This window comes from Carnobacterium sp. ISL-102 (assembly GCF_018612935.1).
GTDB classification, from domain to species: Bacteria; Bacillota; Bacilli; order Lactobacillales; family Carnobacteriaceae; genus Carnobacterium_B; species Carnobacterium_B alterfunditum.
The window spans coordinates 1-11,625 of sequence record NZ_JAGGRF010000023.1; the positions used below are offsets into that span (position 1 = coordinate 1).

At 37.3% G+C, this 11,625-nt stretch carries 10 protein-coding genes; 3 read left to right on the top strand and 7 right to left on the bottom strand.

Annotated features, from left to right (window positions below):
* The first annotated feature begins 205 nt into the window (after positions 1–205).
* Positions 206–1,117 carry an NADP-dependent oxidoreductase gene (locus J7E16_RS08770; protein ID WP_214890911.1) on the top strand — a complete coding sequence of 304 codons (912 nt, stop codon included), beginning with the start codon at positions 206–208 and terminating at the stop codon, positions 1,115–1,117.
* Positions 1,118–1,202: 85 nt separating this feature from the next.
* Here the strand turns inward: J7E16_RS08770 and J7E16_RS08775 are convergent, their stop codons facing one another.
* The 7 genes from J7E16_RS08775 to J7E16_RS08805 form a co-directional block, all read right to left on the bottom strand.
* Positions 1,203–1,751 carry a YtxH domain-containing protein gene (locus J7E16_RS08775; RefSeq protein WP_214890913.1) on the bottom strand — a complete coding sequence of 183 codons (549 nt, stop codon included), beginning with the start codon at positions 1,749–1,751 and terminating at the stop codon, positions 1,203–1,205.
* A gap of 312 nt (positions 1,752–2,063) precedes the next feature.
* Complete coding sequence (locus tag J7E16_RS08780) at positions 2,064–3,488, bottom strand: cryptochrome/photolyase family protein (protein WP_214890915.1); 1,425 nt, start codon at positions 3,486–3,488, stop codon at positions 2,064–2,066.
* A gap of 272 nt (positions 3,489–3,760) precedes the next feature.
* The gene (locus J7E16_RS08785) at positions 3,761–4,543 is read right to left on the bottom strand and encodes an ABC transporter ATP-binding protein (RefSeq protein WP_214890917.1); all 783 of its coding nucleotides are present in this window, start codon (positions 4,541–4,543) and stop codon (positions 3,761–3,763) included.
* An 18-nt stretch (positions 4,544–4,561) separates the two neighbouring features.
* Positions 4,562–5,614, bottom strand: coding sequence for a taurine ABC transporter substrate-binding protein (locus J7E16_RS08790; RefSeq protein WP_214890918.1), 1,053 nt, complete (start codon positions 5,612–5,614; stop codon positions 4,562–4,564).
* A gap of 1 nt (position 5,615) precedes the next feature.
* Positions 5,616–6,401 (bottom strand): ABC transporter permease, encoded by a 786-nt coding sequence (locus J7E16_RS08795; protein ID WP_251006141.1) that lies wholly within the window; start codon positions 6,399–6,401, stop codon positions 5,616–5,618.
* Positions 6,402–6,527: 126 nt separating this feature from the next.
* The gene (locus tag J7E16_RS08800; protein ID WP_214890920.1) at positions 6,528–8,231 is read right to left on the bottom strand and encodes an FAD-dependent oxidoreductase; all 1,704 of its coding nucleotides are present in this window, start codon (positions 8,229–8,231) and stop codon (positions 6,528–6,530) included.
* A 53-nt stretch (positions 8,232–8,284) separates the two neighbouring features.
* The gene (locus J7E16_RS08805) at positions 8,285–9,595 is read right to left on the bottom strand and encodes a YeeE/YedE family protein (RefSeq protein ID WP_214890922.1); all 1,311 of its coding nucleotides are present in this window, start codon (positions 9,593–9,595) and stop codon (positions 8,285–8,287) included.
* Positions 9,596–9,775: 180 nt separating this feature from the next.
* Here J7E16_RS08805 and J7E16_RS08815 point away from each other — a divergent pair, with 180 nt between their 5' ends.
* Complete coding sequence (locus J7E16_RS08815) at positions 9,776–10,684, top strand: LysR family transcriptional regulator (protein ID WP_353049880.1); 909 nt, start codon at positions 9,776–9,778, stop codon at positions 10,682–10,684.
* A gap of 387 nt (positions 10,685–11,071) precedes the next feature.
* Positions 11,072–11,341, top strand: coding sequence for a 30S ribosomal protein S14 (gene rpsN, locus J7E16_RS08820; RefSeq protein ID WP_214890925.1), 270 nt, complete (start codon positions 11,072–11,074; stop codon positions 11,339–11,341).
* Positions 11,342–11,625: the final 284 nt, after the last annotated feature.

Below are 11,625 nucleotides of genomic sequence, written 5' to 3' on the forward strand. Positions count from 1 at the left end.
GGAACCTTCTCTAAACGGATGGGCCAGCAAACGGCGAAGCCGTGCGGTAGTAGACGAGTGTACAAAAGTAGAACGCCTAAACTAGCAGGATAATAGGACGACCGAGAAAAACTTGACACAGACGTAACGATTCGATTAGTTGCGGACGGTCTTTCGTAATGCTACAGTTGCAGTAACTTACACACAACGAGGGAGGAATTTTTGTATGAAAGCAATCGCAATTGAAGCATTTGGTTCAGCCGAGCAATTAAAGGAGGTAGAAATGGCTAAACCTTCGATCAAGGAACATCAAGTACTGATTGAAGTCCATGCCTTTTCTATCAATGCCATAGATTGGAAAAGACGCAGTGGGAAAATGGGCGGCAAGTTGCCTCTTGTTCTTGGCGGAGATGTCGCAGGAATTATCAGCGAAGTCGGCGCAAAGGTACCCGATTTAAAACCTGGTGATCGTGTTTTTGCAAACGCGGCTAGGACCTATGCTGAATTTACTAAAGCACGAGCTGAAGTTACAGCAAAAATCCCCGACAATCTTTCATTTGAAGAGGCTGCTTCTATTCCTTTGACCGGCCAAACCGCCTGGGAAGCTTTAGTGGAGCAAGGACAATTACAAGCTGGAGAAAAAGTTTTGATCCATGCAGGCGCAGGCGGAGTGGGATCATTAGCGATTCAGATTGCCAAACACTTCAATGCCTATGTAGCAGCAACTGCGAGTGAAAAAAACCAAGAATTTTTAACTTCTTTAGGTGTAGACCGTTTTATTGATTATAGAAATGAAGATTTTGAACACGTACTAACTGATTTTGACTTAGTCCTCGACCCAATTGGCGGAAAAACACAAGAAAAAAGTTTTTCTGTGCTCAAAAAGGGCGGCCGCTTGATTTCTTTAGTTCAAGAACCTGACCAAGAAAAAGCTGCTTCTCTGGACATCACTGGGACTTATTTTAGTATGTCTCCTACTGGTGAACGTTTGCAAAAATTAGCCCAATTACTAGCTTATGAAGCCATTAAACCGATAGTCACTCAAACATATACCTTCACACAAGAAGACCTTCGAAAGGCACATGAGCAGATTGAGACCGGTCATACTAGAGGGAAAATCGTGATCAAAGTAAACTAACTAATTTTTAGAGTCTATTTTAAAAAAAGAACCATCCTTTTTTGTCATTATTATATGACAGAAAGGGATGGTCTTTTTAATTTAATTATTTTTCTTCTTCTAATAATTCTTCTTCAGAAGCATAGCCTAAATCATCTAATGTTTCATCCAACTTATCAGCCGGAATAGTTTGATCTTCAGTTGGTTCTGCTGGCGTACCATGAACATTTCCGCGCTCTGATTCTGTTTCATAGAAATAATCAGCTTCATCTTCCATATCAACTTTGTCCATGTAGTCTTCTTTCAAGTCTTGGGCTTTTTCTACGCCCTTTTCTTTCAAATCTTGCCCTTTTTCCATACTAATATCTTTTGCTTCAGTGAGTTTATCTTTTATATCTGTCCGTAATTCTTTCCCTGATTTTGGTGCAAACAATAATCCAGCTAACGCACCTGCTATAGGTAAAATAATTAGCTTCGCTAGTCTCATCCGTTTCGTTTTTTCTGGCATTGCATTAGTGACTACCTTAGCGAGCTTATCATCTGTTTTCCTCTTTGATTTAGCTAACTCATGTGTCGATGGAAAGTAATCTTTAGCCATATCAAACGCGTCATGTGCCTGTTCTTTACTCATATCGATTAATTTTGATGCTTTCATTTTATTCGTGCTCCTTTCAATTTTTGTTTCTCTATTTTTCTACGTATCGGATAGGTATTTCTATAGACATCATATAACACAAAAGGCATTGTCCAAAACAAAACGCATTAAAAATAAGAGAAAACGATGCATTTGACTGATTATGTGAAGTCGTCTATTAATAGCGTTCTGTGTTAAATTCATCTTATAGAACTAGATCTATTTTTTTAAAAAAACTAGTCAAAAAAACTTCTAATCAAAACAGAAATGAATCTGTCTTTTTCAGAAGTTTTTATTTTCTTTTCATATGATAAAAGAAGCGGTTAGCACTGCTTATTTAGCGTTTGATCGATAGACTTCTTTACTTAGTTCATATAATTCAATTGCCATTTTCCGTCTATCTTTATGCGAAACAATAGGCGCTGGGTAATCACTACCAATGATCACACCAAAACTGTCCTGTTCAGCAACTGATAGCTTTGAAGGATCATGTATTTTTTTATTGTCGATTCCACGTAGTTCAGGAACGTATTGTTTTATATACAAACCTTCTTTATCAAAGCGTTCTGACTGTGTAGTAGGGTTGAAAATCCTAAAATAAGGAGCGCTATCAGCGCCAGTCGAGGACGCCCACTGCCAGCCGCCAATGTTATTAGCACTGTCATAATCAATAAGATGCTCTTGGAAATGACGTTCCCCCCATCTCCAATCGATCAATAAGTCTTTCGTTAGAAAAGAAGCTGTTATCATACGTAAGCGATTATGGATCCAACCGGTCTCTTTTAATTGCCTCATAGCTGCATCAATAATCGGAAAACCCGTTTTGCCTTCTTTCCAGCAATCAAAGGCTTCTTCATTATTGTACCATGAAATATAACCGAACTCAGGATTGATCGCTTCATTTTTTTGATTAGGATAAGAGGTATAGATCATATTATAAAAGTCTCTCCATGCAAGTTCTTTTATAAATGTTTCCTTGTCTTGAGAATCTTCAGCCTGACTAACACGGTCATAAACGGTTCGAATTGAAATTTCACCTGTTCTTAAATGGTGAGACAAATGGCTTGTTGCATCTTGAGATGGATAATCTCTTGCTTCATCGTATTTCTGTAAGTTATTTTCCACGAATCTATCTAAACATTCCTTCGCAGCAGCACTTCCAGTTTTAATAGTTGTCATACGAGGGTGTTTTTCTATAAACGATTCAAACCTTAACTTGTCTTCTTTGAATAAAGAACTAGTAACTAGTTTCTTTTCATCAAAATCGACTTTGATCATACTTGATTTGGAATACTCTTTCCATTTATTAAAGTAAGGTGTAAAAACCTTATAAGAAGTCTGGGTATTTGTTTTTACTTCATGAGCCGAATGGAGATAATGATCATGAAAAGCATGGGTCCTAATACCTAGGTCATATAAAATACTATCCGCAAGTATATCTCGTTTCAATCCATAACCATTTTCGTCCCTATTTACATATATATCCGTCCACTCTGGAAATTTTTTCTTTAGTTTCGTGAAACAATCCGTTAGATCCCCAAATGCCAGATGGAGTGTCACACCACGATCGTCTAGTGTTTTTCTAAATGTTTCCACACTTTTAAAAAAAGCAGCCTCATTTTTTGAGGTCTCATTTAACAATTGTTCTGAGTTGACATGAAATAATAAAATCAATGAATCGCATTCTTCTAATGCATGTTTAAGTGCAGTGTTATCTTCCACTCTCAAATCTCTTCTAAACCACATAACTGCTACCAATTTATCTCTCCTAAATGATTAAAATCATTTGTTCTAAAATCTGTACATTTTAATAATAAAATCACTTAATAACCAACTTGAATCCATTACTATAGTCACTTGCAATTATACTATTGTATAAAAGTAAAAAGAAAGAAAAGTGTTTGTCTTTGAATGAATCATCTTTAGTATCCCCTAACTTTTTTCATACCACAAGCTAATTTTATGGAATAAGCAAACTAAAAAAGCAGAAAACCCCTTAATGCGGCTCTCAACTTTTATAGGGCATGCTTTTACGATATCTCTTTTAGGATCGTATACTTTTGTTTCATAAACTCACTATCTTCTTCGATATGATAGGTTTCATCGGATAAGATTTTTTCTGAATAAGGAACAGAGAAGATACTTTGAATTTTCCCAGGATTTTTAGTCATAACGACTACTTTTGTCCCTAAAGATAAAGCTTCTTCGATATCATGCGTAATCAGTAAAATCGTTTGCTTGTTTCTTTTCCATAATATTCGTAAAAAATCTTGCATTTTCACTCTAGTGATCGCATCTAATGCACTAAATGGCTCATCCATTAAAACCAATTTTGGTTTATTTGCAAGTACTCTAGCTAGAGAAACTCGTTGCTTCATCCCGCCAGATAATTCAAAGGGATAATGACCAGCAAAATCACTCAACTCAATTTGGTCTAAGTAATAATCACTAGTCTCTTTGATCTCTTTTTTACTCTTCTTCCGAGTGCGTGGCCCGTACTCGATGTTCTGCCGAACATTCAGCCAAGGGTATAAGGTTGGTGACTGAAACACGACACCTCTCTTCCAATGAGGTCCTTTGATTGGTTCATTCTCCATTCGGCTTTCTCCACTTGTTGGCTCAAGATAACCCGCAATAGTTTTTAACAACGTACTCTTCCCACAACCGGAAGGACCTACCAAACAAACAAACTCTCCTTGGTAGATCGTCAAGTCTATATCTTTTATAGCATGGACGACAGCATTCTTCGTCGCATATTCATAATTGACGTGTTCCAGCTCAACTACTGGCTCATCGTTAGTTGTCTGTGTCATTTTTTATTTCGCTCCGTTCTATTCTTGTTCCGTTAATGTATCTTCGATATATTTAGTTTCGATAAATGCGTCAATGGCTTCTTTATCTGGAACTTCGCCAATCGAATTCTGCTCTTCCAGGAATTTAGCGGTGTCCAAAAAGACTTGGGAAAATTCACCAGGGGTTTTATTTGTTCCTAAATAAGGAGCAGATACTTGTTCTTCACTGGTCAGCCACTTGCTCGCTTGCATTTGCATAGCTGCTTCTTCAACTGTGATATCTAATTGTTTTGCTGCTGCTTTTGCTGCTGCTTCGGGATCTTCATTATAGAAACGAACAGCTTCATCTAGTGCACGCGTATAATCAGAGACTAATTCAGGATATTTTTCAGCAAAATCCTTATGCACTAAATCAATATTTGCTGTCATGTACCCTTTATCAGCTAGCTCTTTGCTATCAATTATTACAGTACCATCTTTTTTCAATTCAGATAGTGTTGGTTCCCATGTATATGCTGCGTCGATGTCGCCTCTTTCCCAAGCGGCAACAATATCACTCGTTTGCATATCGAGAAACTGAACGTCTTCCTCGATGCCTGCGTCTTGCGTAGCTTTCAACAGACTGTAATGAGAAGTTGAACTGAAAGGTGTCGCAACTTTCTTGCCTACTAGATCTTCAACAGTCTTGATACCAGAATCTTTTTGTGCAACTAGAGCTTCATTCGACCCTAATATTTCGTGGATCCAAATCATTTCAACCGGAATTCCAGTTGATAATGCAACTACTGAATTTGTATAGCCCATCTCAGCAAAATCAATGCTTCCTGATGAGAAAGCTTGATTAGCCGCTACCCCCGAATCAAAAAACAAAAATTTGGTTTCGATCCCTTTGTCTTCGAAGTATTGTTCAAAATAGCCTTCTGACATGGCTACTGCTTTATCGTTTGGCACACGAATGATCCCGATTTTCACTTCTTTTGGTAGTCCATCAGCTGTGCTTTCCTTCGCAGAGCCGCAGCCTGTTAGTAAAAGGACAAAACCAGCTGCTAGTATTAATGAGCGTAATGTATTACTTTTTTTGATTCGATTCATGTTATTGTTTTCCTTTCCAAAAGACTAATTTATTTTCTAAGTTTCTTAAGCACCAATCCAATAAGACACCGGTGACTCCCATGATGATGATCCCGATAAACATCACATCACTCTTCAAGTAGCGGGAAGCATCAATTACCATCCAACCCACACCTGAGGTGGCAGCAACCATTTCTGCAGAAACAAGAGTTGTATAGGCAATACCGATCGCTGTTCTTAATCCTGTAAACACTTCAGGTAAGCTTGCTGGTAAAACAACTGTGAAAAAAACATCTTTTTTAGATGCCCCAAGCGATTCTGCACTCAACAGATAGTTGGGATTGATATTGGCTACAGCCGAAACGCACGAAAGATAGATAGGTGCAAAAGCAGCTAAGTATAGCAAAGTGATTTTAGACGACTCATCTATCCCTAGCCATAATATCAAGAATGTATAGTAAGCTAACGGTGGTAATGGACGATAAAATTGGACCACTGAATCGATGACCGCACGGAAACGTTTAAAATATCCACTCATCAACCCTAACGGAATAGCCGTAAGGATCGCTAAGAAAGAAGAGATAAATAAACGGTACAAACTGATTCCTATATGGGACCAAAGTGGTGTGCCATTGTATCCGTTATTCATTATCTCAATGAATGTCTGAATCACATTACCTGGTGAAGGAACCAATCGAGAAGATACCAATCCAAGTTCAGTAGTCAAAAACCATGAAAATAAAATGATGCCCCATGTAGCGTACGTATAAATACGAAGATTTTCTTTTCTTTTTGTTTTTTTCATCATTACCCAACTTTTATTATTTTGTAGTTGTTTTTTAAATCTTTTTCATTACTTTAAAAAACAGAATAAGAGAACTGAGATCCAGTCCTCTTATCTATCATATCTTATTCAGAAAAGAAGCACCACTTTTTATAGACGATCAAAACTATAATTGGTCATAATAGGTGCACGATCATGAACTTTATCATTGTAATATTCATACATGCTGATTCCCATGAATGAGCCCATTATGTTGTAAATATTTTCATATCCCATCAAATTCAGTGCTTTCACCATATTGTAGCTACGTTGGCTTGATAAACAATGAATATAAACCGGTTGGTCTTTTGGTATCTCATTCAATCGATCACGGAATTGGCATAAAGGAATGTTTATGGCATTATTTAAATGGCCTGCTGCATATTCATGTTCGTTACGTGCATCGATAATAAAGGCGTTATTTTCAACTAATGATCTGACTGATGTTACTGGAACTTGCTTAAAGTCGCCGTTCAAAACATTTAGCCCTACTAATGCTGCCATATTAACAACATCTTTTGCAGTACCATACATAGGTGAGTAACATAATTCCAACTCTTTCAAGTCTTCTAAGTCCCCGCTCATTGTGATCATGGTCGCAATAACGTCTATTCGTTTGTCAACATTTCCTTCACCGATTGCTTGTGCTCCCAGGATGCGTCCTGAAGGATTAGCAAAAACCAATTTGAAGAATAATGGTTTAGCCTCTGGCATCAAGCTAACCATGTCTTTTGGAATGACATAAGAAGTTAAGTAGTCAATTCCTTCTTTTTTACATTGTTTTTCGCTCAAGCCTGTTGCTGCTGCATTCAGATTAAAACATTGAACAACAGACGAACCGATAACACCTTTATTGCGATAGGTTTTATTGTACATATTATCAGCTGCTGCACGCGCTTGACGTTGAGCAGGTCCTGCCAAAGTTAAACGAGTTGGTTTCATAGTAATAAGGCTTGTTACTTCAATAACATCTCCGACTGCATAAATATGGGGTGCTGAAGTTTGGTAATGTTGATTAACCTTTATACCACCGGTAGTCCCAATTTCAAGTTCTGCTGCTTTAGCCAATTTTGTTTCAGCTAGAACTCCGATTGCTACAATAACCGCACCAGCTTTAATTTCTCTACCCGATTGTAAGATAAGTTTTTCATCCGTAATCTCAGCAGCTCCATCTTCAACATACAATTCGATGCCGTTATCAATAATCTCTTTGTGTAAAAGTTGAACCATATCATAATCAAATGGAGCCATGATTTGATCAGCAGCTTCGACCATAGTTACGTTTTTCTTGTCAATTCTTAAGTTTTCCGCTACTTCAAGCCCGATAAATCCGCCACCGACAACAGCTACATCTTCAATTTTATTGTTATCGATGTATTTTTTGATTCTGTCAATATCTGTAACATTACGTACTGTAAAGACGTGTTTTTTGTCGATTCCTTTGATACTTCTTGGTAAAATTGGATTTGCTCCAGGAGATAGAACCAACTCATCATAGTGCTCAGTTGTTTCTTCACCTGTTTGTAAATTTTTAACCAAAATTGTTTGTTCAGTTTTATTGATAGACAAAACTTCATGATGAACACGTGCGTCTATTTTGTATTGGCTTGCAAATCCTTCAGGTTTCATCAAAACTAAGTCATCTGCATCTTCTACGATTCCGCTTAAGTGAAACGGTAATGAACAGTTAGAAAAAGAAACGTGAGGTCCTTTCTCAAACATAATTATTTCTGCTGTCTCATCAAGTCTACGTACTCTTGCTGCTACTGAAGCTCCTCCAGCAACGCCGCCGACAATCAATATTCTTTTACTCATAATAAATTTCCCCCTATAATTCAATTTTTGATAGCTTTTTTAAATAACAATTATTACTTATTTTTAATTGGTGGGACAGTACTTGCTTTTCCAGCAAATATTTTCAAGGCTGATAGTCCGCCTAATGTCATGGCGATCAAGAAGACCCAACCAGAGACAGAGAATGTACTCATTGCTGAATAAAGTGCACCCGCGTTACATCCCTTAGCAAAACGTGCGCCAAATCCCATCATCAAACCGCCTAATGCAAAAATTAAAAGATCTTTTTTATTTAATTTAAATTTAAATGACATTCTACCAGCTAACAGAAATGCTACTGTTCCACCTACTATTAAACCTATATTGCGTATTGTTCCGCCGTCTTGCAATAATCCACCATTTGCTTTTTCAACAATACTTGTAAATGCTGGAGAACTAAATTTAATTCCCAACGACTGAAGCAAAGCTACATCCCATATTGCAAATGCGCTTGTAACACCCCAAGCTTTGCCTGTTGTGATAAGTATAAACGCACAGATAACAGCAATCAGTAGTGCGCCTGTTCTGAAGCTAAGACGTTCAACAAATAATTTGTGGTACGTTTGAAAACTGAAGAATGGTGCTTTTTCTGAATCTGCTAAAGGCTTTTCAAAATCTTCCCAGTCTCCTTCAGGATCCATATAGGTACCTTCTGCTTTTCGTTTGTTCTCATAACGAACTACGATCCAATAGACTATACCGACCGCTAACAGAGAAATAAGGAATGCTCCAAGAAAACCGAATAATTGCGGTAAGTACATTTGCAATCCGATTTTTCCGATACTTGTTTCATCAATAGCATAACGAGCCCATTCGCCTGGTGCAGAGCCTAATACGAAGAAAAGAAGAGCAACTATTGCGCGTCCTTCACCTTCACCCACGTCTGTCAATGAGCCAGAAGCACATCCGCCAGCTAAGATCATACCCATTCCAAACATAAAGCCTCCGAGAATTACGGCTATATTTGTGAATTGCACATTTTGTGTCCCTGGAATGATTGCTTGTCCTTCTGAAGCCAAGAAAGCTGGGACAGCACCATTTTGAGCTGCGAACCATTGGATCCCTAAAAACAAGAACATCGTAACGACCAGCATCAATAGAAGCGCTTTCGTTAAACTGCCTTCACCTCTTACGTAGATTCGTTTTACTCCACCTGCAAAGCCAAAGCGAGCTCTTGATAAGACAAACCCTAATAAAACACCAGCTGCCAATTGAATAGGCAGCACTGCATTGAATGATTTCACATACATACCAAACATAAATAATAGCGCTATCAGAATTAGTCCTACAATCGGTTGTTTCTTATCAAACGACTGGACCGCATTTTTTTCTACTACTTCTTGCAAATCGCTCACTCCTTGTGTATTTTTTCACTTGTTTATCTATAAATGAGTATACCTTCTTTGCTGTTGTTATGGAAATAACGAAATGTTATACTAGTATCATTAAAAGGAATAGTTTGCTCACTTATTCTCATTTCTATTTATTGAGCTTCCATTGCCTAGCAGAGAGGATCGTTAACTATAATTGATTATAGATATAAAACGTTTACTGTTTTAGCTGATACTTTAAACTACACTAAAACGGCAAAGCTGCTAAATCTGACTCAACCCGCGGTAACCAAGCATATTCAATACTTAGAAGCTCACCTAGAAACCGAACTTGTCTTCTATAAGAACCGCAACTTGACCCTGACTGAAAAAGGTCATTACCTAAAGAAAAAAATTGATGCGATCAACAAAGAAATAAGCTGTATAAAAGCTGAGTTAGCGAGAGAAACGATTCAAAAAACGCTTTTAGTCGGTGCTAGCCGTACGATTGGCGAGTATTTCATTGCAGATAAGTTGCAAGAGTTCACCCTAACTGAAACAACTGCTGAAATCGATCTTGTTATCGACAATACCAGCAACCTGATCCAATTGCTTGATCAAGGGAAATTAGATGTCGCCTTTATCTCTGGCCCCTTTGACAAAAGCCGCTACGATACTAAAATTTTTCTTGAAGATTCGATTGTAGCTATCTGTTCACCAGAGAACCCAATCGCTAAAATGAAAGAAGTCACTTTTTCTGATTTAGAGTCTGAAAGACTGCTGCTGCGCGAAAAAGGAGCTGGAATTTTTGGTGCATTAGAGGAGGCTCTTCTTGATCGAAGTATTTCATTAGAGCAGTTTTCTGAACGTACGATTATCGGCAACATTTATTTAATCAAAGAATTAGTTAAAAAGAACGAAGGAATCAGCTTTCTTTATCGCATTTCTGTTGCAGATGATCTTGCAAAAGAAACGCTCATCGAGATTCCATTAACCGACTTTTCTTATGCACAACCGTTTTATCTTGTTTTCAATAAAAATAAAACTTCTAACAAACTGCGTGATAGATTTGTCTGCCTATTTGAAAAAGAAATCAAACAGGAAGTAAAAAAAAGTAAAGAATGAAAATAATCGAGTACACCCGTAAATTAGATTTTTAGTCTAATTTATGGGTGTATTTTTGTCTGTTAGATAATAAAATAGTGCTTTTGTTGCAACTTTCACATACTTCCTTGCCCCATAATTCAACTAATCGTTCATCCTACTACCGACTATTTATCATCCGGTTGCCTATCTTCTATTCCAACTTCTTTTTACTGGTTAACTCCCCTATCAAATTCAGATAACTTCGCTGTTTTTTCATACTTTTTCTAAGTTGATTTTAAAAATAAATCCATTAACTTCTAAAACTGATTGACGTTAATTGGAAATCATGCTAGAGTAAACAAGTTCTCTTTTAAAACGTAATGATTACGATTTAAATAAATAAACTATGAAATGAGGAATTTAATTATGGCCAAAAAAAGTAAAATCGAAAAACACAAACGCCAACAAGCAACCGTTGCAAAATACGCTGCTCTTCGCAAAGAACTAAAAACAGCTGGAGATTATGCTGCTTTACAAAAGCTGCCTCATGATGCTTCACCTACTCGTTTACATCACCGTGATGCTGTAGACGGTCGTCCAAGAGGATACATGCGTAAATTCGGCGTATCACGAATTACATTCAGAAATTTAGCTCACGCAGGGCTTATACCTGGTATAAAAAAAGCCAGCTGGTAATCAAAAGAATAATGAACTGTTTTAGCTAAACTACTTTTTTCTAAAACTTAATCGGTTAATGAAGCTATTTTATTTGGCGGATTTTATAATGAAGTTAGCCACCGCTAACTAAAAAAAACGCCACGTGAATTTCATGTTATATTGAAGTTACCACTAACTCTCAATAGACAAGGATGAATTCACATGACGCAAACTAAGAATAACATAGATTCACGTAAGGGAAAACACCTTTCTTATGCCAAACATGCACAATACAAGGTCTAAAAAAAGAAAAAAAACAAAAA

Excerpts from the sequence above, each read along its gene's own strand:
- J7E16_RS08790 (WP_214890918.1), bottom strand. The coding sequence starts at position 5,614 with ATGAATCGAATCAAAAAAAGTAATACATTACGCTCATTAATACTAGCA.
- rpsN (WP_214890925.1), top strand. The coding sequence starts at position 11,072 with ATGGCCAAAAAAAGTAAAATCGAAAAACACAAACGCCAACAAGCAACC.
- J7E16_RS08770 (WP_214890911.1), top strand. The coding sequence starts at position 206 with ATGAAAGCAATCGCAATTGAAGCATTTGGTTCAGCCGAGCAATTAAAG.
- J7E16_RS08775 (WP_214890913.1), bottom strand. The coding sequence starts at position 1,751 with ATGAAAGCATCAAAATTAATCGATATGAGTAAAGAACAGGCACATGAC.
- J7E16_RS08785 (WP_214890917.1), bottom strand. The coding sequence starts at position 4,543 with ATGACACAGACAACTAACGATGAGCCAGTAGTTGAGCTGGAACACGTC.
- J7E16_RS08795 (WP_251006141.1), bottom strand. The coding sequence starts at position 6,401 with ATGATGAAAAAAACAAAAAGAAAAGAAAATCTTCGTATTTATACGTAC.
- J7E16_RS08800 (WP_214890920.1), bottom strand. The coding sequence starts at position 8,231 with ATGAGTAAAAGAATATTGATTGTCGGCGGCGTTGCTGGAGGAGCTTCA.